Annotated in this window: 12 protein-coding genes; 3 read left to right on the top strand and 9 right to left on the bottom strand. The window is 62.5% G+C overall.

Annotation, left to right across the window (positions count from 1 at the left end; translation table 11 throughout):
- Nucleotides 1–151: 151 nt before the first annotated feature.
- Nucleotides 152–1,615 (top strand): tetratricopeptide repeat protein, encoded by a 1,464-nt coding sequence (locus tag P7228_RS11630; protein ID WP_278015408.1) that lies wholly within the window; start codon nucleotides 152–154, stop codon nucleotides 1,613–1,615.
- A gap of 420 nt (nucleotides 1,616–2,035) precedes the next feature.
- On the opposite strand, the gene P7228_RS11625 is transcribed toward P7228_RS11630, so the two are convergent.
- From P7228_RS11625 to P7228_RS11615, 3 genes are read right to left on the bottom strand one after another with little or no spacing between them, the layout of a single operon-like run.
- On the bottom strand, nucleotides 2,036–2,680 hold the full coding sequence (locus P7228_RS11625; RefSeq protein WP_278015407.1) for a TadE/TadG family type IV pilus assembly protein: 645 nt from the start codon (nucleotides 2,678–2,680) through the stop codon (nucleotides 2,036–2,038).
- On the bottom strand, nucleotides 2,677–3,309 hold the full coding sequence (locus P7228_RS11620) for a TadE/TadG family type IV pilus assembly protein (RefSeq protein ID WP_278015406.1): 633 nt from the start codon (nucleotides 3,307–3,309) through the stop codon (nucleotides 2,677–2,679). Before P7228_RS11620 ends, P7228_RS11625 begins: the two co-directional genes overlap by 4 nt.
- A complete protein-coding gene (locus P7228_RS11615) occupies nucleotides 3,306–4,790 on the bottom strand; it encodes a pilus assembly protein (RefSeq protein ID WP_278015405.1) in 1,485 nt (494 codons plus the stop codon). The genes P7228_RS11620 and P7228_RS11615 overlap by 4 nt, the downstream gene beginning before the upstream one ends.
- A 331-nt stretch (nucleotides 4,791–5,121) precedes the next feature.
- On the opposite strand from P7228_RS11615, the gene P7228_RS11610 reads away from it, so the two are divergent.
- On the top strand, nucleotides 5,122–5,736 hold the full coding sequence (locus P7228_RS11610) for a GNAT family N-acetyltransferase (RefSeq protein WP_278015404.1): 615 nt from the start codon (nucleotides 5,122–5,124) through the stop codon (nucleotides 5,734–5,736).
- Nucleotides 5,737–5,982: 246 nt separating this feature from the next.
- On the top strand, nucleotides 5,983–6,969 hold the full coding sequence (locus P7228_RS11605; RefSeq protein WP_278015403.1) for a transglutaminase-like cysteine peptidase: 987 nt from the start codon (nucleotides 5,983–5,985) through the stop codon (nucleotides 6,967–6,969).
- Here P7228_RS11605 and P7228_RS11600 read toward each other — a convergent pair whose 3' ends face one another.
- The 6 genes from P7228_RS11600 to P7228_RS11575 are packed head-to-tail and all read right to left on the bottom strand — an operon-like array spanning nucleotide 6,970 to nucleotide 22,992.
- Nucleotides 6,970–8,250, bottom strand: coding sequence for an HlyD family type I secretion periplasmic adaptor subunit (locus P7228_RS11600; protein WP_278015402.1), 1,281 nt, complete (start codon nucleotides 8,248–8,250; stop codon nucleotides 6,970–6,972).
- Nucleotides 8,247–9,293, bottom strand: coding sequence for a cell wall hydrolase (locus P7228_RS11595; protein ID WP_278015401.1), 1,047 nt, complete (start codon nucleotides 9,291–9,293; stop codon nucleotides 8,247–8,249). The genes P7228_RS11600 and P7228_RS11595 overlap by 4 nt, the downstream gene beginning before the upstream one ends.
- Nucleotides 9,293–11,437: a type I secretion system permease/ATPase gene (locus tag P7228_RS11590; RefSeq protein WP_278015400.1), complete on the bottom strand. Its 2,145-nt coding sequence runs from the start codon at nucleotides 11,435–11,437 to the stop codon at nucleotides 9,293–9,295. Before P7228_RS11590 ends, P7228_RS11595 begins: the two co-directional genes overlap by 1 nt.
- 34 nt (nucleotides 11,438–11,471) lie before the next feature.
- Complete coding sequence (locus P7228_RS11585; RefSeq protein ID WP_278015399.1) at nucleotides 11,472–12,896, bottom strand: TolC family protein; 1,425 nt, start codon at nucleotides 12,894–12,896, stop codon at nucleotides 11,472–11,474.
- 12 nt (nucleotides 12,897–12,908) lie between these two features.
- Nucleotides 12,909–13,625 (bottom strand): OmpA family protein, encoded by a 717-nt coding sequence (locus tag P7228_RS11580; RefSeq protein WP_278015398.1) that lies wholly within the window; start codon nucleotides 13,623–13,625, stop codon nucleotides 12,909–12,911.
- Between the two features lie 28 nt (nucleotides 13,626–13,653).
- Nucleotides 13,654–22,992 carry a T1SS-143 repeat domain-containing protein gene (locus P7228_RS11575; protein WP_278015397.1) on the bottom strand — a complete coding sequence of 3,113 codons (9,339 nt, stop codon included), beginning with the start codon at nucleotides 22,990–22,992 and terminating at the stop codon, nucleotides 13,654–13,656.
- Nucleotides 22,993–23,201: the final 209 nt, after the last annotated feature.

Below are 23,201 nucleotides of genomic sequence, written 5' to 3'. Positions count from 1 at the left end.
CATTATATTTGAGCATCAGCTCCGGATCGAAGTCTCAAAGATTCTCGCCGATCCTCTTTTCAAGCGGTCGCCTACGCAATGCCGCCTCCTTCAGTTCCTGCTGGCCCGCACAATTGGAGGCAACCGAGCGCCGACCCAGCATGAGATTGCGGTGGATGCGCTTGGAAGGCCCGAGAACTTCGATCCGGCGATAGATAGCTATCCGCGCGTGCAGGTCTCACGCCTGCGCAAGAATCTCGAAAGCTATTATGCCCGAAACCTGCCCACAAATCGGTTGAAGGTGTCGATCGAGGAGGGAAGCTATCGCCTCACGTTAATCCGCGCGAAGCAAGATCAGTCCGAAAGCCGTACGCCATCGGGCCAAAGGCCGATTGCCAGTGACGCAGATCCGCCTGCACGCAGCATCACTTCGACCATTCCAATCCTTCTGTCGATTGCCGTCGTGGTTGCTTCGTTCATCGTCGGCTACTTCGCCTTGAAGGACCTTACAGGAATGGGCCAGGGGCCGTCCGGTCCACCGGCGGTTGAACTTAAGGTGATCGAGGCTCCGGGATGGGCGACCTCAGGAGGAAGCACTATTGGGCACGAGCTGGAGCGGATTGCGCGTATCCAGCTCTCCAATTCCTTTGTCTCCAAGCCCTATCAGGATCGCTTTGTCGACGATCCCGCCGACTATGTCGTCACAATCGACATGGGGGTCGGTGATAGTCGCGAACCCGAAATCCATCTATCGATGATGAACGCAAATTCTGAAGTTCTGTTCGCCGACCGGATTGCGGTCGACTTCTCCGATCTGGAAAACGCGCGCGACGATCTTGAGGCGGCCCTGATCTACCTGACTTCTCCCAATGGCGTGATTGCGCTCGATCAGCTGAAGAAGATCGGCTCACGGCCAGCGAATGGATATCAATGCTTCGTCCGTGTGGAAAATATGCGGACAGACGGCGCCACGGCGGCCCGACTGGTCGAGGAATGTCTCAAGAAATTTCCCGATAGCGACTATCGCTCGTTCTGGCTGGCCCGGAAATCCTACGGTTTTTACCAAGCAAAGGCAGCCTCGGGCCAAAGCCTGGAGCGAGAGGGAGAGGGATGGTCGTACTTGCGGCAGGCCATAAAGATTGATGAATACAACCCTTTCGCCAACTTCGTGGCGGCGAAGCTCGAACTCGCCAATGACAATTGCGACGCGGCGATCGGCTTCATCCGGCGGGCGGTAGAACGGGGCAGCTCCTACCCCACGCTTGTCGCTGCGCTCGAGGCGGATGCTTCGTCATGCCTGGCACCATCGGAAGTACGCGAGTTGCAAGCGAGGCTGCGCCCAATGGTGGAACGCAACCCGTCTCCCGACGCGCTCCTCCAACTCTACCTCATGGTTGCCGCGATAGCTGCTGATGACCTTCCTACCGCCCAGGTCGTTGCGAGCAGGGCGAGCAAGAACGACGCAAGCACTCAGATCGAAGCGACCAATGCGTTGCTTAGCGAGGCGATTGAAGACCCAGCGTTTGCCGCGTCAAACGAGGAGAGTATCAGGAATGCTCTCCGCCCTTTCGTCTGGAGCGACCGGGGACTCGACGCAATCATCGAAGTGCTGCTTGAGCGCGGCGCAAACGCGTAAGCATGGCAGATCGCTTCGCGGGGTGAACAAGGTACAGACCAGCTGACCGGATTGGTCGATCGGTTTTCCTACTCGCCTGAATTCTGCAATTTGGGCGCGACATGCCCGGCTGCCCTCCTCCAGCGAACAAGCGCGAGTCTTTGCTTGAATCTCTTGCCCACGACCCGTTGCTCCAGTTCGACCCCGTCCCGCACAAGCAGCCGCGCCGGAACTCGATCACTACGGAGCAACGGCGCGAATTCATTACCAAGCTTGCCGTCAGAAGAGACCGACGACCCGTCACACTTCGCCGCCCCTTTGGTCACGCTTTGTCCGGCAAGGGTCACAGTTTGCACGCGCAAGGTCATTCTCTTGCACCCTACGTTCACACAATCACGGTTTAGGCCCTGGACCGTGTTCCATGTGTTCCATCGAGTAGGATTAGCACTCCATCTCGGCGAGACCCTGGGTGTTGCTGAGCACATTGTTCTGCCGCGCGCGCACGTTGAAGGCACTTTCGTAACGGATCGTCTGCGGCTCGAAAAAGTCGGTCGCGACCAGCGGCTGGTATTCGTAGGTCGCCTCGACGAACATCATCGCCACATTGGCGCTGGCGGTGACCTTGTTGCCATCTGCGCCGAGCCCGTCCTCGAGCGAATCGTCGTCCTCCCCGTCGCCCTCGACGCCATAGGCCGGGTCGACCTCAAGCGCGCCCCAGCAGCGCTGCCAGCGGATCATCTGCCCGCGATTGCCACCGGTGCGGCCGTTCTGTTCCAGCGAGGACAGGACCACGCGGCCGTGGTCCTCGAAATCGAGCGACTTGCCGACGATCTGGGCTCCGGCGAAGACCTCGTGGATATTGGCCTCGTCGATCCCGGCGTCGACGCGCCCGGCGTTGTCGGCCACGGTCATCGCGATCTGGCTGACGCGCAGGTGTGCAATGGCGAGGTTGGAAATCTCCAACCCCGCCAGCACCAGCACCAGGAAGATCGGCGCGATGAAGGCGAATTCGATGAAGGCAAGCCCGCTGTCGTCGCGGACGAGGCGGCGCAGCGTGTCGCGCAGCTGGCGGGGATGCAGGCTCATGTCGTCGGCACCGCACAGATGACCGGCGGGGTCGGCTGGTTGCCATACGGCTGGTTGCGGACCGCGGATTCGAGCGTCATCTCGATGGTCGAGGGGACGTCAATCAGGCTGTCGAGCGGGAGCAGCCGCGGCATGGCGATCTCGGCACTGTAGAACACCACGTCGTTGGAGCCGCCGCGCCCCTCGGTTCCGGCGTCGGTGTCGTACTCGCCATTGTCGTTGGCGTCTTCCCAGCAATCGCCGTCCTCCTCGTCGAACTGGCCGTTGCGGTTGACGTCGGTCATCAGCTTTTCGGGATTACCGATGTCGGAGAACTCGAAGAAGCTTTTCTGCGTGACCTTGATCTCGGCATCGAGCGCAACCGTACCGACGAGGTCGCGGATCTCGTTCTCGACCTGCTCCTCGATCGTGTCACCCTCGGAATCGAACTCGGGGTTCTGGACCGAGGCCTTGCGCGCCGCATCGTTGAGCGCGCCCTGCATGACCGAGCGGGCATAGCTCTGGTAGCCGAGGTCGAGCCCGCCCACGAGCAGCAGGATCATCGGCAGCGCGACCAATGCGAACTCGACCACCGTCGCGCCGCCCTCGTCGCGCCGCAGCCGGGCGAGGAAAGGGACCAGCCGCCTCACCGCGTCAGCCTCAAGTTGCCGATGCCCTGCCCGATCGCCTCGAAGATCTCCTCGAGGTCCGAACCGTCGCTGGTGTAGAAATGCGCCTCGCTGGTAGCGCAGGGTTCGACATCGCCGGTATCCTCGACATCGAGCGCGATCACCCAGATGGTGATGCCCATCGACTTGGCCACGTCGCAGGTCGAGTCGAACCGCGAGAGGTGGCGCGCATCCTGCGAACCGAAGCCCTGCGTGCGACCCTGGTAACGCTCCACCCCGTGCGCCGAATAGAGCCGGTCGCCGGTGTCGAGCATGCCGTCGGTCATGAACACGATGTGCTGATTGACCGGGATGTCGTTGATCTCTTCGGGATTGTCGGAGGCGAAGAAGCCGGTGCGCGAGAGGAACCGCGTTCCCCACAGCATGCCGACGTCGTGATAGGTGCCGCCGGTGACCCGCGCGGTCGCCGCGTTGACTGCCGCCTGAAAGTCGAACTCGTCGTCATATTCCTGCAGGCGCGTGGCCTCGGAAGGACAGCCGTCCTGCGAATGGCCTTCCTGCACACCCGGATCGTAGCGACCGAACTGGCGCAACTCGTCATTGCCGTTGGTGGCGCGATCGTCGATGTCGGCGCGGCGCACCACTTCGTCGATCTCGAACGGATTATCGTCATTGCCGATGCTGGGCCGTTCCTCGATACAGGCGCTGCCGCTCTCGCGGAAATACTGCCGGTTGCCGGGCCCGCCGCCGCCGCGGCCGCGATTCCAGCTCGACTGACTGATGTGGACGATCTTGGAGCCGGTCACCCAGTTGCAGCCCCACCAGTTGCAGACGCGTTCGCGATCGACATATTGCTGGTCGACCAGGATATCGCGGTTGTCGAGCGAACGCCCGACGTTGACCGTGTGCGAATAGGGCATCAGGCCGAAACGCGTGATCGAGCCGCCTTCCTGGTCATCGAGCGCGCGGTAGAGTCCGATGGCGCCTTCGCGCAACCGCTCGATCTTGGTCCCCAAGCCGTTCGAAGGGGCATCGTTCATCGAGCCGGTGACGTCGAGCACCACCATCACATCGTTGTGGCCCAGATCACGCTTGGCATCGCAGGCGGCGGAGATCTTCATCTCGTCATAGCCGAAGATGTTCATCAGCGAGGTCGGCACGGTTCCCCTGGCCCGGCCCACGATCTGCGAGGGATCGTCTTCATCCTGGTCGAGCTCGAACACGGCATCCTGGACGCCGTGGGTTCCCGCGGGGAAGTTGAAGTTGAACAGTTTGCGCGCCTCGCCCTCCGCCGAATTGTTCCAATTGTTCCCCTGCATCGCCTGGCGACCGGCCAGCACGGCTGAGTCGCATGCGTTCTGCAGCTTTGCCCGCGCCATATAGGTAATGCTGATGTCCAGACCGCTCCCGATCATGATGGTCAGCGGGATCAGGGCAGCTGCAAATATCGCAAGCGTGTTACCCGCGGTATCCTGCGCCAGACGCGTCATGAATGTAGACATTGGGGCCTCCGGAGTTACCCCTAGGAGCTACCCCCGTCTCGTTTAAAATGTCTTAACGGAAAAGTAGAGTCTGGTTCCATTCAATAGCGTTTTCTATTTTCTCAAAGTAAAAAGCCCTACCGTGCCATTAACTGTGGAATCGTAGTTTCAATTGCGGATTCCATGTTACAAATTTCATTTGAACGCTCACAATTTTCCGAGAAATTTCAATCACTGCAGCGAATTTCGCTAGCCAGGGACCAATTCGCAGTAATCGCGCGTGCCCCCTCCCCTCACGACTTGTGATCGACTATAAGAACGGATGTCGGGTCGCATCCGTCCGGGAATCCCGATGAACAAGGCGAAGCGTGCCAACACCATTATTCACACGTCGCTGGAAGACGGCAGGCCCGTCTGTATCCGCACCATTCGCAGCGAAGATATCGAGCTGATGAAGCTGGGCATCGGCCGAATGTCCGACCGGTCGCGTTACCTGCGGTTCTTCTCGGGTGCCAAGGAACCGCCCCCTTGGGTTTTGCAACGCTTGCTCGATGCCGACGGCGAGCATCACCTGGCCTGGGGGGCGATCGATTCCGGCGATCCGGCAAAACCGGCGATCGGCGCGGTGCATGCCTTTCGCGATGACGAGCACGAGGAATGCGCCGAATTCTCGATCGCAGTGCTCGACGAATACCATGGCCGGGGCCTGGGCAAGCTCATGACCGCGACCCTGCTGCTCGCCGCCCGCGAAGAAGGCATAGAAGAATTCGTGGTCCATATGCTGGGGGACAATACCGAGGCGCGCGAGTTCACTCGCTCTCTCGGCGGCAAGTTCGAACGGCAGGACGCCGGTGTGCTCGAATATCACCTCGCGGTCGATGGCGCGATCGACCGGCTGCGCGCGGAATGCGACCCTGCCGGGATAGTCGAAGTGTTTGCCGTGTTCGATGAAACCCAAGCGGATTGAGGCCGTTGATCCCTACGTCCGCTCCAGATTGGAGCGAACATCGATCCGTCCCGGTGCAAATACCTAGCCAGCCCATTCGTTCACTTAGAACGGTCATTTATTTTCATTAACCTTCGGGGGGCGCGCAGCCGCGCTATTTGGCGCTTTGCGCGTCCGGCCGGGGCGGCGTTCCGTCAACCTCCCTTAGGATCAAAGTAACCCTTTGTTCAAACCCGGGCTTAGGGGCTCGCGCGGCAAAGACGGGGCATGTTCAGGAAGCCCCTCCTTCTTGCTGCTGCGGGAGTTGCCCTCGGTGCCATTCCGGCGAGCGCGCAGGCGAGCCCGCTGATGGTCAGCGTGCCAACCGCCATGCCCCTCGCTGCGGTCGGCGCTGCACAGGTGCAGTGCCCGGTGGCGCGCCCTGCGGCATCGCCCATTGCCCCGGTCAACCTGGGCGCGCGGGCAAGCAAGGCCAGTGCGATCCTCGGCGGGCAGCCTTCGGCGCTCGAACGGCTCAAGCTGCAACAGAATGCCGGTGGTGCGCCCGCATCCACCGCAGGGGCCGCTGCGCTCGCTCCCGCCCTTCCCGCGGCGAGTGCGGCGGTCCCCCTTACGGCCATGGGCTTCACCTGCGTGTCGCGCGAGGAGACCCGCCCGGTGGCGGCGCGCGTAGCGTTCCCCCAGGTGAAGCCTGCGGCGGTAGGCACAGGCACGACGGGTGGGCGGTTCCTCGGCACCGAACGCGTGCGGATCGGCAAGACCCGCTTCGATGCGCAGTGGAACCGGGTGGCGGCACGCGGCCTTGCCAAGTCCGACCTGATCGCGGCGCTCGGCACAGTGCCGCAGGAGCGCACGGCGCTGCTGGGCGAGGTCAATCGCTGGGTCAACCGCGCGATCCGCTACGAAAGCGACCGCAAGGACGATTGGGCCGATGCCAAGACCACGCTGTCCCGGCGCGCAGGTGACTGCGAGGACTATGCGATCCTCAAGATGCAGCTCCTCGCTACGGCGGGCGTAGCCCAGGACGACATGATGCTGACACTGGCGCGCGACACCTTGCGCCGCCTCGACCACGCCGTACTGCTGGTCAGGAACGGCGAGGAATGGGTCATGCTCGACATGCAGGGCGATCGCGTCGTCCCGGCCGACATGAACTATGGCTACCGTCCGGTCATGAGCTTCGCCGGGAACCAGCGTTACCTGCATGGCCAGCGCTACGAAGCGCCTGCACCGAAACTTGCTCTAGCGAATTGATCAGCGCTCTGTGAGCGCCTGGTTGAGGCCGCGAGTGATCGGCTTCATCAGATAGCTCAGCACGGTTTTCGAGCCGGTGATGATCTCGACATCGCAAATCATGCCCGGAACGATCGGCAGCCTGCGCCCGCTCTTGCTGAGGTAGGCTCGGTCGGTTTCGACCAGCACGATGTAATAGGTTTCGCGCTCGGCCTCGTCATAGACACTGTCCGCGCTGACCTGCTGAACCCGGCCCGACAACCCGCCGTAGGTGGCGAAATCATAGGCGGTGACCTTCACATTGGCGCGGTCGCCGACCTTGATGAAGGCGATGTCCTTGGGCGAGACGCGCGCCTCGACCAGCAGCTTGTCGCCCACCGGCACGATCTGCATGATCTTCTCGCCCGCCCCGACGAAGCCGCCCACCGTAGTGATCTGGACGTCGTTGACGATGCCATCGGCGGGCGAACGCAACTCGTTACGGTTCTGACGCGCTTCAGCGCCGCGAATGGTCTGCTGGTTGACCGCGATCCGGGTGTTGATCTCCGACCGCTCGTTGAGCGCCTGCTGGCGGAATTCGAGCCGGGCGGCGTTGAGGTCGGACTGCGCCTGGCTGATCCCCGCGCTCGCGCGTGCTGCCGCCTGGCGGGCCGCCGACAGGCGCCCTTGCGTATCGACGAGGTCGCGTTGTGCGGTGAGCAATTCGGTCTTGGGCACGATGCCTTGGCGTGCCAGCGGCTCGAGCATGTTGACCTGGTCCCGGGCGAGCCGGACGCTGTTCTCCAGTGTCGAGACGGTCGCCTGCGCCTCGCTCAAGTCACGGCGACGCTGCTCGACCGCCGAGGCGAGCGAATTCTCGCGGCTCTGCGCAGCTGCGAGACGGACCTGCTGCAGCCGGCGTTCTTCGGCGCAGACCGACCCCTCGGCGCAATCGGTGGTGTTGCCCGACACCTCGCCTTCGAGCCGCTGGGCGCGGGCCTGCAGGCGCTCGGTCTCGGTCCGCAACTGGCCCAGTTCGGACGAGGCCTGCGCGTCGTCGAGCCGCACTAGTAGCTGCCCTTTCTTCACGCTTTGCCCTCCGCGCACGAGGATCTCGGCCACGGTGGCAGGTTCGGCGGGTTGCACCAGCTGCGCTTTGGACGAAGGGATCACCTTGCCCATGCCGCGCGTGACCTCCTCGGTCTGCGCCACGCTGGCCCAGGCGAGCAGCAGGAACACCGTTGCGGCACAGGCCGCAATCAGCTTGCGATTGGCATCCCAGTCGGAAATGCGCTCGAGCCATTCGCTCACGAATTCTTTCACCGGGTTTCTCCAGCCTCCGCGGGAGTTTCAGGCGCGGCGACAACCTCGCCCTGCTGTTCGCGCAGGCTCTTGTACGAGCCGCTGGCGGTCACCGGGTCGGGGATCGACAGGCGCCAGGTCTTGGTCGTGTCGAGCCGCCCTCCGACGTCGGTCGGAGCATGGCGATCGGTCACATGCGGCACCACGGTGGTGCCGGGCGTGAATTCGGGCACTTCGGGCTCGATCTGCGCCGCGAGCAAGGCGCGCAGCCGCGCCTCGTTGAGGTCGGGAATGAACTCGCGGCCGTTCCAGCGCCGGGTAAAGGCGCGCTCGGTCCCGGCGCTGCCGGGGAAGCGGTAGAAAATGTGAGCGCCGATCTTTTCGATCTTGGAAAGCGTGTAGGCCCAGCGCGGCAGGACGTAATCGGCATGGTAATGTGTCGCCGATCCGACCGATTGCTCGACCTGGCCCGCCAGCGCGGCCATCGCCACTTCGCGCGATTGCGCCCATTGGCGGGCCATCGGCGCACGCAACAGCGAACCGTCGCAGGTGAAGCTGAACTGGCACACTGGGCGATTGACGCCTTCATAGACAACGCCGCAGACCGAATTGGGATAGGCGGGATGCTTGAGGCGGTTGAGTACCACCTGCGCCACCGCTCGCTTGCCCTGCAGCGGCTCGTTCGCGGCCTCGTAATAGATCGCCTGCGTCAGGCACTTGAGCGCCGTGCCGTAATTCGCATTCTTGAGCTGGATCGCGGCGAACCCAGACATCTGCTCGCGCGGGAGGCCCGAAATCGGGATCAGCTCGTTGCGCTCTTCGGCGCTGTCGCCGACCACCAGGATCTCGGCCTGCGCGCCCTCGTCGAGCGATTTGAGTTTGGCGACTTCGCGCGCCTTGATCGTGATCCCGCTTTCGGCGCGGGACGCATCGGGATTTCCGAGCGAGAAGGTCAGCGCCAGCGCCAGCGCGGCGACCAGCCCGCCGCCCAGCGCGAGGCGGCGGTGCGCCTTGCCGTCGCTGCCGAGCCAGCGCTGCTCGAAGGAGAGGGGCAGGCTTGCCATTACGACATGCCCCCTTGCTTGCCGGCGCGATCAAGAATGTCTTTCTTGCTGCCGTCGGCCACGATCTTACCCTTGTCGAGCACGATGATCCGGTCGACGAGATCGAACAGCGCTGGGCGATGGGTCGAAACCACCAGCGTCTGCTGCTCACCCAGCGAACCCTTGAGGCGTTCGACGAACAGCCGTTCGGTCTGCGAATCCATCGCACCGGTTGGCTCGTCGAGGAACAGCAACTCGCTGGGCGAGACAAAGGCGCGCGCCAGCGCGAGGAAGCTGCGCTGCCCGCCGGAAAGCCGGCGGCCCTGTTCGCCGACGGCACGGTCGAAACCGCTGTCATCGCGCGCGAGAAACTCGTCGGCGCCGCTCAGCCGCAGCGCCTCGAACAGGCGATCATCGTCGATCCCCGGGGCGCCGAGCGAAAGATTGTCCTTGATCGAACCGGTAAACAAAGTCGCGTCCTGGCCTACAAAGCGGAAAGCACTGCGCAAATCCTGCGGCCGGAATTGCCGCGAGTCGATGCCATTAACCAGGAAAGCGCCGTCCGTGGGCTGGTAAAGTCCGCAAATTAACCTTCCGAGCGTGGACTTTCCCGAAGCGACACGCCCGATGAGGGCAATCCTTTCACCCGGCTCGATCGAAAGGTTCAATTTGTCGAGCGCGGGCACCGGCGCCTCGGGATAGGCGAAGGTGCAATTCTCGAGTCGCAGGGCGGCATTGCGCACCGTAGCGGGAATGCTGGACACGCCTTGCTTGCGCTCGTCGGGCACCTCGAACAGCCTTTCGATCGAATCGAGCGTCTCGCGCGCCTGGCGGAAACGGGTGAGCAGGAAGGCGATCTGGCCCGCCGGAGCGAGCGAACGCGAGGCGAGCATGACGATCGCGATGATCGCACCCATCGTGATCACGCCGGCATCGAACAGGTAATATCCGCCGATGATGAGCGAAATCGAGGAGACCTGCTGGAAGCTCTGCGCCAGGCCAATCGCGATCGACTGGATGCGCTTGAGCCGCTTCTGCGAATTGCTGCCAATCTCGGCGAGATTGTACCAGCGCCCCATCATCGCCCGCTCGCCGGTCATCGACTTGAGCGTTTCCATGCCCGCCACCGATTCCACCAGCAGCGTCTGCTGCAGGCCGTGATCGGCCTGTGCGTCGCGCGCGGCATCGGTAACCTGGCGCTGCAGGTAGAACCCTGCCGCCGCCATCAGTATCATGGCGACGATCGGCACCAGCGCGAGCCACCCGGCAATGTAGGCAATCACCGCGACGAACAGCACCAGGAAGGCAAGGTCGACCACCAGCACAACGGTGGTCGAGGCGAAGAAATCGCGCACCACGGCATATTCGGAAACGCGCGCGGCCAGCGCCCCGGTATTGCCCTGCCGCGCTGCCAGCGGCAGGCCGAGCACGCGGCCGAAGATCTTCTGGCTGAGCTTGATATCGAGCCGGCGCCCGATCTCGTCGATCACATTGGTCCGCGCCGCACGCAGCGCGAATTCCATCAGGAAGGCGAGCAGCACGCCGATCCCGAGCACCCACAGCGTCGAAGTGGCGCGGTTGGGGATCACCCGGTCGTAGACGTTCATCGAGAACAGCGGCAGCGACAGCGCCAGCATGTTGATGATCAGCGAGGCAACCAGCACCGAACGGAACGCCTTGCGTTCCTTGCGCAGCTCACCCCAGAACCAATGATGGCGGCCCTTCTTGTGCCACGGCGCTTCCTGTTCGCGCAGCGCATCGGGATCGCCGAAGACCGACAGGAACTTGCCCGCATAATCGGCCTGCAGGTCGTCGCGCGCGATCCAGCGCGCTTCGGGCCGTGCCGCCCCGGGCATCCAGACCAGCAATTGCCCATCCTTGGCCTCGTGGATCACCGCCGCACCGCCATCGGACAGTGCGATCAATGCAGGATAATCGGCATCGCCAACGGGCAGCTTCTTGTGATCGTGGATGTCGAAGTCGAGGCCCGACAGCTCAAGCGCGGAACTCGCCTGATGGAACGGCAACCGTCCCTTGGCATCGCGCGCAAGCGAATCGAGCAAGGCCGGGGAAAAGGCGAGGCCGTAACGCCGCGCCAATTCCCCGATTGCCTCGATCAGAGGGTCATTCGCCTGAAGCGAGTCAGACGTTCGGTCTTGCAGCACGCATTCCCCTCTGCAGTTGGATTACCGCCTCGCCTCAGTCGGCGTAGCGGCGGTAATCGGTTTCGGCCTCCTTCGAGGGGCCGTAGTCGAAGCGCTCCCGCTCGGCCTTGCCGGCACCGGCACCCGGAGCGATGTTCATCGCGTCGAGGAACTGGTTGGTCGCCGCAAGGATCTGATACTGCGCGAAAAGCTGCGAGAAGCGCGAGGTTTCCAGCCGTACCTGCGTGTTGAAGCGCGTGTTCTGCGCATCGAGCACATCGAGCAGCGACCGGCGACCGACGTTGAACTGGCTACGATAGCTCAGCAGCAGGTCGTCACTCACTTCCGACTGGCGGGCGAGAGCGGCACCGATGTTCTGCTGCGCACGCAGCGCGGTCCAGGCGTTGGAAGCGTCTTCCTCGGCGCGGCGGGTCATTTCGTGCAGGCGATAGCGGGCTTGCGAGGCGCGGTGGACCATTTCCTGGTACCGGCCCTGTTTCAGACCGCCGTCGAAGACGTTCCAGCGCAGGTAGACCCGCGCCTGGATATCGTTGGTTTCGCCAGCGAACCCGTCGATGTCCTCGCCCACTCGGCCACGCGCATCGATCCCGATGGTGGGCCAGAACTCACCCTTGGCCGCCATGACCTGGCCATGCGCCGCATCGACATCGGCCTGGGCTTCACGCACCAGCGGATTGCGGGTCCGGGCAAGGCCCAAGGTCTCGTCCTCGGTCGAGGGAAGCGCCGCTGAAAGGTCGGGCGGCAGGGTCACGGTGTTGATTGTCAGGCCCGTCAACCGGCGCAGCGCGTGCTGTGCAGATTCGAGCGATTCCACCGCCTCGCTCTCGCGCACCTTGGCCGAAAGGAACCGTTCTTCCGCTTGCTGGAGGTCGGCGATCGAAATCGACTCCTCCTCCACGCCGCGCGACAGATCGGTCACCAGCGTATTATGGAACGCAAGGTTGTCCTGCGCGGCTGCCACGATCCGCTGCTGGAGCAGCACGTCGAGATACTGTCGGGCAGTGGCCAGGGCGATGAACTCGCTGCGTTCCGTCACGCGCAGCGAAGCACCGTCGACACGGGCCGCCTGACGCAGCAATTCGCCGCGACGACGACCGAAGTCGAGGATGGTCCAATCGGCGCTCACCTGCGCCTCGAGCGGATAGAGCTCGTCATTGGCAATGCCGAGGTTGCGGCGCGTGTTGTTTTCGAGCCGACGAATGCCTGCCGAAGCCTCGATATCGAGCCGTGGCAGGTACAGCGACTGCGCCTGTTCGCGTTCCATCTGGATCGCTTCGGTGTTGTATTGCGCCTGCAGGATTTCCGGGTTGGCGGCCATCGCCACCTCGATGGCTTCCTGCATCGAGATCACATTGCCGGTGTTGGCCGGCGCCGTGGTCATATCCTGTGCGATCGCAACGCTCGAAGTCGCCCCAAGCAGGACGGCGGCAGCGAAGCTCGTGAATGTTGTCTTCTTCATGTCACCCTCCCTTTACTTGCTAACCTGGATTTCAACGCGGCGGTTCTGCGGCTCGCGCACACCATCCTCGGTCGGAACGCGGGGTTCGCCTTCGCCCTTCGAGGCCGGTGCGGCCAGCATGTTAGCAGGAACTTTCTCGGCCAGCATGTTGTAAACATTGGTTGCGCGCTCCTGCGCGAGGCGCATGTTGTACTCTACACTGCCCGAACGGTCGGCGTGACCGACCACCGCAATCGAATTCCAGCCACAAGTCTGGAAGTTACCGGCGACAAAATCGACAACCTGCTGCGCTTCGGCAGCGGGCGGTTCGGCAATGTCGAATCCGAAGAAGATCAGCTTGGGATCCTCGCAGATCGCAGGCGCTTCGCCGGCCGCCCACAGCGGCACAGGCACGCGGCGGGTATTATCCTGCATCAGCGCCGTGGCGCGTGCGCATTTGCCCACCGAAACCGGATCCTTGGTCCCGCTCTTGAGATAGCCCAGCGCGATGCCGCACTGTGCCTTGGCCTCGTTCGCCCACACGAAGCGGGTGTCGTCGGCATTGACCACCCCCCCATCGTTCGAAGCAGCCAGCGCCGCGTCGAAACGAGTCTGAATTTCGCCCCTGAGACTGTCATTGTCGAGCGCCATCAAGGCGTCGGCATCGTTTGTTTGGGCCTGGGCACCCTGGTGCATGGCGAGTGCCATCACCAGCGTCGCCGTAGCCGCGCTTGTTTTCTTGAACCGCATATTTTTCCCCCTGGTCAAAGGAATTGTTTTAAGCACTTGCGGCCGCCAGGGCTGCTGCATCTTCGTGCAATTCAGCCATGGTGCCATTGTCAAAAGCGAAGGCGCCTCCGTCAATCGAGAAGTTCAGGGCATCATTGCCCAGGTAGCCGCCGGCATCGTTCACGGCGAAATATTCGCCCTGATCGCCGGTGAAATGATCGATCAGGTTGTCGACCTCGGTACCGGCCAAGGCATCATCGAGGACAGCCTCGACCTCTGGCAGGTCCTGCGTGGACTTGGTCGCACCGTCGTCGGCAGCGGTATCGTTGGCAGCAAGCGCCAGCAGCGCTTCCATCGTACCATCGACATCGCCTGCAGTCATGAAGGCCGCGTCGGCGACTTCGCCGGTGCTGCCGTCAGCCATGGTATAGCTGGCGGTGCCGAAGACAGTGACGTCGCCATCGGCGGCGGCAAACACATTGCCGTCGGAGACGAGTTCGATCGAAGTGATGCCCGCATCCTTCAGCGAGACGAATTCGCCCGCGTCGGACACCGCGTCTAGATCGGCGTCGATCCACAGGCCGAAGCTTTCGTAAGCTGCATCCTGCGCATCGAGCACGCCGTCGCCATTGTCGTCATAGAGCGCCGCGACCGCTTCTAGGTCGGTCACGCCATCGCTGCCGAAGACGAACTCCGAAGCATTGTTGACGAAGCCGTCAGCGTTCATGTCGTAGGCAAGGATCGCGCTGCCTGCGGCCATCCACGCGGTCTTGGTCTTCACTCCATCGCCATCGTAATCGTAAGCGATACCGGCGGCGAGGCTCGAGAAATCGGCGCCTCCTCCATCGAGATCGAGCACGATCGGTGCTGCCGGCGCGAAGGGGGTCAGCCCGTCGGCCACGCGGACGCTGAAGTCCTGCGTCGAAGTGGTGTCGCCGTCACCATCGGTGAGCTGCAGCGAGAAGTTGATCGTCTTGTCGATCGAGGAGTCTGCCACCCCGACGTTGGTCAGATTCAGCTTCATCTCGCCGGTCGTCATGTAGGCGTCGACATAATCGATGAACGTGCCTGCGGGCGCCGTGATCGTGAAGCTGCCGGTATCGGTGGTACCGTCGATCACAAAGGTCTGCGAGGTGTTGTCAGTATAGTGAGCTACGAATGTGATGATCTCGTTCTGTTTGGGATTGCCTCCCGTTTGCTGGAAATTGAAGAACGAAAAAGTCGCATAGGAGACATCTGCGATGTCGAGAGGGCTGGGCGGCGTCCGACCATCCGTGGTGGGCGGTACGTAGCTACCGGCGCCGTCATAATCATTGGCGTCACCGAAGTCGAAGCGCAGGAATTCATCCTGGTCGAAATTATTGTTGCCGCGGCCCCAACCTTGGGTCGAGCCGTTGACGTCACTCTGCTGGATCGCATTGCTCCAGGTCGAAGGGTCATTCTTGTTGAACCCGGGCCCAGCTGACCAGGCGGTAACAAGCACAAGATCTCGTCCGGATTCGTCCGAAAACTCGTTGACGAGCACCGAGTTGGTCGGGCCCACACCGAAAGAACTTCCCGAGCCGATCGGAACGTCGGTAATCGTCGGATCGAGCGCGGTGATCAGGTCGAAGGTGTACTGGCCAGATGCACCTGCATCAGGGTTGACCGTCAGCGTGAACACTGCGGTCGTTTCACCTGGATCGAGCACACCATCTGAGTCGGCGTCGATATAGGCCGTCAGCACATTGCCGACCTGCTCGGTAACGAGCGGCCTGCCGCCCGAGGTAATGCCGGTCGTGTCGGCGGTAATTACCATCGTCGCTCCGGTATCGTCGGCACCCGCCTCGAAATTCAGCGTGCCCACAGCCGGGGTCTGCGTCGGATCGTTGCTCGCCTGCTGGTCCTGGATGGTGCCCAGCGTCGGAACATCGTCGACCACATTGACGGTAATCGTACCCGTGGTCGTGTTACCGTTGCCGTCAGTCGCGGTGTAGGTGAAGGCTTCCCCGAACTCGGTCGTTACGCCATCGTTATCGTTTGGCGTGGTCTCGACCGGCGCAGTGAGCGTGTAGGTGAACTGACCCGTGGTCTCGTTGATCCGGATCGTCCCGAAGCTACCCGCCAGCGTGGTGAAGCCAGCCGACGAGGTTCCGCCCTGGATGCCGAATGCCGTCGCGCCGGCGACCACGACCGTGCCGTTGGCACTCTCGGTGGTCTCCGCAGGGGCCGAGCCGAAGATCGTTCCGGCCGCGACATCGCCCGCATCGACAGTGTCGTCGAGGGCTTCTTCGTAGACCGTCACGCTTGGCGCATTGCCCGACAGGTTCACCGGCGTGACCGCGAAGGTCAGCGTGGTGGAAACCTCGTCCCCATCATTGTCGACGATCGTGTAGGTGAACACATCGTTGCCGCCGGTGGTGACGCTGTTGCCCGCAACGGCGTAGGTATAGGTGCCGTTCTGGTTGAGCGTGAGCGTGCCGAATTCGCCGGCAAGCTGGAATTCACCCGCGGTAACCGTGGTATCGCTGGTCCCCTGGTTGGTGCTGGCGATTCCGACGATTGCCGGGCTTTCCAGCCCGTCGGCACCGCCCTCGTCCGCCTGAAGCGCCGAACCGACATTGCCGCCCGTACCGTCAAGCACGTTGCCCGTCGTCGAGGAGCCCTCGGTTACATTGTCCACATCGGCATTGGCGCGCGGGGTATCGTCGTCGACCGTGACCACGACCGAGCCGATCGCATCGGTCCGGTCGCCATCGATATCGGTCGCATAGACCAGGCTGCCGAAGTCGATGTCGATATCGACCACGTTCTCGCTGTCGTTCGTGTCGTCATGGTCGAGCGGACCTTCGAGCACGAACTTCCAATCGCCCGAGGCCGGATCGTTGAGCGTGAAGGTGAACACAGGCGAACCGCCCGCGGTCGCCGTTACCGTGTCCCCATTGATGACGTAAGTCACCGTGACGCCATTCGATTCGAGGCCGAGCGCATCGAGCGCGGCGGTCGACGTGTCGTCGAGCGCATAGGTCAGCGGACCATCGGCGCCTGCCGTGAACAGCCCGGCGACGCTGCCGGTCGCCTCGGTCGCGGCGCCTAGCATGTCGTTGGAGCCATTGTCGGCGATGCCATCGGGCTGGAGCCCGTCCTCATCGACCGTGCCCGAGCTCGTAACCGCATTGGCAACCGCAGTGTCATCATCGACGGTAATGGTGAGCGACGTGGTCGCCGTGTCTTCATCGCCGTCGGTCAGCGTGGCGCCGAGCGTGAAGCTGACTTCGTTCTCGTCATTCTGGCCGTCATTCTCGTGCCAGATATTGTCGAGTTGGCTGACCGTGTAGTTGCCGGTCGTGCCGTCGAGCGCAACGCGCACAACTGGTACCCAGTTGCCGGTGCCCTGCTCCTGTTCGATGATCACGCCATCGCTGAGTGGATCCGCGACGAGGCGGTAGCCGCTCGGGAGCGTGCTGGTCAGATCGAAAGCGACGCTGCCGCCATCGTTCCCGAAACCAAGGGTCGGGTCGACGAGGGTGCCGGTGAGGTTCGCCGTATCGGGCGATTGGTCATCCGGTCCATTGGCATTGCCGCCGAGCGCATCGTCATCGAGGAACGCGGTCAGGGTCGGCTCGGCGGTCGGCCCATCGTCGCGGAAGGTGATCAGCGAGGTGATGTCGACTGCGGTCGCATCGACGCTGTCGCCGTCGAAATCCTCGGCCGTCACGGTCGCCGTCAGCGAACCGGTCGCAAGCTGTTCCGGCTCGTTCGGGTCGGGGTTCACGCCATGATCGAGGCTGAGATATTGTTCGACTGTGATCTCGCCGTTACCCGCGTCGATCTCGATCGCGAAGGCCGCCGTGTTGGTGCCCTGCACGACACCGACAACCACCGTATCGCTCACCTTGACGAGGACGATCGGGGTGCCTTCGGTCGTGGTCATGCCCGAAGTGGCATTGGCAACGTTGAGCGAATAGCTCAGGCCGCCGCCCGCAGCGGGGCCATCGGCACCGAAGAGCACGGAGACGTCGAGCACGTTGTCGGTCGTCGCCGAGCCGATCAGCGTGGGATTGGCCGAAACATCGCTGTCGGCACCTTGGTCGTAGGTATCGAGGTTGATCGTCGCGGCGGCTTCGGCGAGATCGGTCTCGTCGACGGTGACCGTCGAACCCGTGTCGAGCGCCGCAGTGATAACCGGGATATCGTCGATGATGGTCACATCGAGATCGCCCGTTCCGATTTCGTTGCCCGACAGGTCCTCGACCCGATAGGCGAAGCTCTCGGCGATCGGTTCCTCGTTACGGTCGGCCCCGCTCAGCGGCGGGTCGTGATCGAACTCGGTGTCGAGCGTGTAGGTGTAGGCACCGGTCGAGGCATTGAGCACGATCGTGCCGTACATGCCGTCGATGGTGTAGGTGTCATCGCTCGTGCTGGCCGTTCCCTTGTCGTCGAACACACCGCCGACCAGGATGAACTTGAACGGCCCGGTAGCGCCATTGACCGAGATCAGGCCATTGGCATCGATTTCGCTCTGGTCATTGTTCGGCACGTTATCGGCGAGCTCGCCGGTACCATCGGCCAGGCCCTTTTCGTCGACATCGATGTCCTGGTCGGACACGCTTCCTGCGACGTTGGTGATGCCGATCACCAGGTCGGCGGTGTCGCGGTCGCCGTCGCCGTCCTCAATCGTGTAGGTGAAGGTCAGGTCGGTGTTGGAATTGACCGTGTTCGCGACCGATGTGAAGGTGTAGTCGCCGTCAGCCCCGATCACGAGCGTACCAACCGACGTGGTCAGCGTGATCGTGCCGTCCAACGCAACCGACTTGTTGATCAGGGTGACGCCAGCCGGATTGCTCGAAGAGAAGCCGGCATCGACCACCGGACCATCGGCAGCGTAGCCGTCCGCGCCGGCAGTATCGAGGCCATTGCCACCGTCATCGTCGGTGATGACGTTACCATCGGTGGCCTCGCCCTCGCCGACAGTATTGGCATTGTCAGTTGCGACGGCCATGTCGTCGTCGATATTCAGGAACGCATCAAACAGTGCGACAAAGTTGCTTCCATCCAAGGTGATGCTGTCGCCGTCGCCATCCGTGATGGTGATGTCGAGGTAGAGCCCCAGATTGTCCTCGTAGCCTTCGAGGGTACCGCTGCCATCGTCCTGCGAAGGATGGTCGAGCGGCTTGAACAGTGTGAAGGTGTACTGAAGGTTAGCGAGATCAACCACCAAGGTATAGACAGGATCGCCAACATCAGTGGTGTATCCGGTAAGGGTGTTGGTATCGGCGTTCCAAACCGTCAGCACTGTCGCGCCACCCGAAGAAAGCGCCACGGGAGCCCCGTCAGGATCACGCGAGAACACTGAATCGATCGCAATCGTCAGTTCGTCCGCCGCGGGTCCGTCGGCACCAAATTGTAGGTCCAGCGATCCGGTGAAGGACACGCCACCATCGTCGTCACCGGGCTGGGCATCGTTGTTGCCTGATGCAAGTGCGTCTTCGTCCAGATCTCCGATCGAGAGAGAAATTCTAACGGGACCATCGTCTTCGAACGTGAAGGCATCACCAATTTCTGCGGTTTCGCTCGCCTGATCGCCGTCGCCATCGGTCACCGTAGCGGTGATGGTGATGAGGCCGGCGGCCATCGTTTCGGCTTCGACGCCGGTCTCGAAGGAGTCAGCCGGATTGTCATGCTCGATCGCACGGAACTGGGTCTGCGTAATCACTCCGGTCGCAGGGTCGAGCGATAGCGTGAAGGCCACTTCGGTCGGATCGCCGGACAGATATCCCTCGATCACATTGCCGTTGAGGCGCAGCAGGATGTCGTTGCCGGTCGCCGTGTCGTCGAGACCCGAATCCGTTCCGTTGCCGCCTGTGATCGCGACTGCATAGACCAGCGAGTCGACAGCATTGGGGCCGTCGGCCTGGAAATCAGGCGTGAACAGCGTGCTGAAATTGCCGGTGTCGGTGCTCGACGGATTGTTGCGAAGGTCCGTGTCGTCGGTGGCCAGCACCGGCGCCTGACCGCTGTTCAACGTGACCGACGGAACATCGTCGATGACCTGTATGTCGAGGAATGAGGTCGGCGAGTTGGTCGAACCATCGGTATCGGTCGCGACAACCTCGAAACTGTCGATGAAATTGTCCTCGCCACTCTCGTCGTGCAGCAGCGAATTGTCCTGTAGCGTATAGCTGAAGAAGACTTCCGCCGTGACAGCATCGCCATTGGCGTCGAACACCGGTACCACATTGGTAATTGTCAGCTGGCCATAGGTCGGATTGTCGATCGTGACCGGATAGATTGTGGGATTGTCAGCGTCGTAAACCAGAACGCCGCCCACGGTCAGCGTCGCCAGACCATCGGGGCTGTCGACGGTAAAGCTGCCGGTCTTGGTCAGCGCGGCCGCATCGGGCGAAGTGCCATCGGCCAGATCGTCTTCGTCGACGACCAGTTCGGGCGCGGCAAGATCGAGGCCATTGACCGTGACGCCATCGTCGGCGCCATTGATGGTGATCGTCAGCGTGGTTTCGCTGGTGTCGCCATCCGCATCGGTGATCGTGTAGGTGAAGATCTCGGTCAGGCTCTCGGTGCTGTCGAGGCCCTGGACCAACGGGTTGGTATTATCGAGTTCGTAGCGATAGTCGCCATTGGCATCGATCGTCAGTTTGCCATAGGTGCTGGTCAGCGGTGAACCGACCGTGCCGAGAATCTGGCCGAAGGCGAGACCTGTCACGCTTGCACCATCGGCGCCCTGCGCATCGGCAACGCCATCGGTCGCATTGGCATCGCTGCCGCCGGAACCTGTCAGGACGTTACCGTCCGCCACCAGCGGGCCGTCCTCGGTCACCGAATCGACGTCTGCCACCGCAGTCGGCGCGTCATCGTCGAAGATAATGGTAAGGTTGGTCGGCGCGGTTTCGCCCTCGCTGTCGGCGACAAGGAAGTCGATCGAGACCGACGCATCGTTCTCGTCATTGCCGCTGGCATGGAACACGTTGGTCAGCAACGTGACCTGGTAAGCGCCGGTTGCGGCATCGGTGATCTCGACCGTGAACAGGTCGGTGCCGTCCCGCGCTCCCCCGGTGATAGTGGCGGTGAGCGTGCCGCCGCTGACCGAATAGGTAACGGTTTCGGTGCCGACCGTGTCGGTAGTGCCGGCCAGTGCCGGATCGACCGAAATAGTCGCGGGCGTGTCGTTCCCGACGTCGAATCCGAGGGTGCCCGTGAAGCTCGCTTCGCTGGTGTCAGCCGGATCGTCGCCCGTATTGGCGGCGAGATCGCCGGTCGTCGAAGCGGGGTTGCCGTCTGCCAGGCCGTCATCGTCGACGGTCGCGACCCGCTCGCTGCCGCGCGGTTCGGAGTCGGGCTGAAGGGTGAAATTGACGGTCGCGATCGACGGATCCCCGTCACCATCGATAATGGTGTACTGGAAGCTGTCGGTCAGATTGCCGTTCGAACCCGCGCCCGGATTGGGCGTGTAGGTGAAAAGGCCTGTCGCCGGGTCGTAGGACGCGGTGCCCTGCGAACCCTGGGTCGAAACGAACACCTTGGTCGCATCGCTGGTGTCGACATCGTCCGCGCCGAACACGTCGTTATCGAGCGCGTCGATGATGATCGGCTGGTTCTCGTTGACCTGTCCGGCGACGTCGTTGGCCGCCTCCGGTTCGTCGTCAACAATCTCGATGACGAGCGTGTCTTCGGCCTTGTCACCGTCGAGATCGGTCACGATGATCTCGAACTCGACTTCGGTGTCGTCGCCCGAAGTGTTGTCGCCGAGCGTATATTCATACGAGATTGTGCCGTCGCCCGTCGTGGGGTCGTAGGTCACCGCGGTGATGACCAGCGTACCGGTCTCGTCGTCGATCACGATCTGGTCGTCGGCATCGTTGCCGGCCTGGTTGTTCAGGTCGACCTCGACTCCGTTGATGGTGATGCTGGCAAGGCCATCGGGCGAGTTGAACTCGATCGTTGCGCCGGTGGTTTCCGAAGGATCGCTGTTATTGTTGGGATTGTCGTCCGCACCCTCTCCGGTACCCACCGGTTCGTCGGTCCGCGGCGGCAAGCCCCCTTCGTCGACCTGCGTGCCTTCGCCCGTGGTAGGGACGAAATCGATCGTGTTTGGAGCGTTTTCGATCGTGATGACGAGCTTGGCTTCGGCCTCGCTGCCGTCTTGGTCGACGATCGTGTAGGTGAAGGTGTCGGTGACACCGCCCGGCGTGTTGAAGTCGCGGGTGTATTCGTATGTACCGTCGGCGTTGAGCGTCAGAACGCCGTACTGGCCCTGCAGGCTGGCCCCGGGGGCCGCCGAGCCGCCGGCGTTGTCGCTCGAGAAACCGGTAACAGCCTCGATCCCGTCTTCGCCGACCGGATAACCGTCTGCCCCTGATTCGTCGTTATCGAGCACATTGCCCTCGATCGGGCCGAACGTGCCGGGTTCGATAGTGCCGTTGTCGATCTCCGCGCGCGGTCCGTCATCCTCGACGATGATCGACAGAGTCGCGTCGGCGGTGTCGCCGTCGCGGTCGACCACGGTCACCGCGAAGAAGCCGTCGACCGTTTCGCCGAGCAGATTGTCCTGCAGCTGGTAACTGAAGCCCACCTCGCCTGAGTCGAGATCGATGCTGGTGATGGTGAGCGTACCAACCGGGCTGACGAACTGCTGGCCGACGGTGGTGATCTCGACCCCGTTGATCAGGATCGCCGACAGTCCATCGGGTGCAGCGAACACGATGGTGCCGCTGGTCGAGTCGCTGGTGTCGCTGTCGTTGCCGGGATTGCCATCGGCATTCTCGCCGACGCCCGGGGGCTCGTTGCGCTCGCCTTCGCCGTCGCCGTTACCGGGCAGGCCGGTTTCGAATACCCGGGCAATCGCATTCTCGACGCCAATGGGATTATCCGGGGTCTCGATAACGACCACGGGGTCTTCATCGACGAAGGGAAGAATTTCTTCTTCCTGCTCGATCGTGCGGTTCAATTCGGTGTAGGGCAGGAGATCGCCGCGATCGAAAGCGTCCTGGATGGCCCCTTCATCGGCCGCGAAATTGCCGCCCGAACTGGGCGTCTGCGCCTGCGGTCCAGCTTCCGGATCGATGCCATTGAGATAGTCGGAAACGGTCTGCGGAGCGATCACCACACCATCGACCACGAACTGCGGAACGATCAGCGCGCCGCCCGGGATGACCATCTCGGTCCCGTCTGCCAGGGTGATCACCAGGTCAGTGCCGCGAACGGTGATATCTTCCAGCGAAACACCTGCGGGAAGGACCACTACGCCATTGGCATCGGCCTGCAGAATTCCCGTTCCAGGTGAATAGCTTGCGCCGGCGTCCTGATACTGGCTCGAACCAGTATCCAGGCTATTGTCCGGGGCGCCTTCTAGGTCAAATCCACCGGACTTACCGCTTTCGAAATCTACCATCTCACCGTCCTTGTTGCATGGAACCGGATCCCCGGTTCCGACAGCAAAACCTGTCACGTGAGCTGGTCGCAAAGGCCGACGCCCGTTGTTCTACCCAAGAACACGATTCAGGTTTTGCGGCCCATCTAACTTCCGCCTCAAATCGAACCGAATCGACTCGGAGCGGACTGATTCATTGGGCACAGGGAAAACAGTGAATCGCTATGGTT

The organism is Altererythrobacter sp. CAU 1644, from assembly GCF_029623755.1.
GTDB lineage: Bacteria > Pseudomonadota > Alphaproteobacteria > Sphingomonadales > Sphingomonadaceae > Erythrobacter > Erythrobacter arenosus.
Note: the sequence above shows the minus strand (reverse complement) of the source record. Positions and strands in the feature narration are given on the sequence as shown.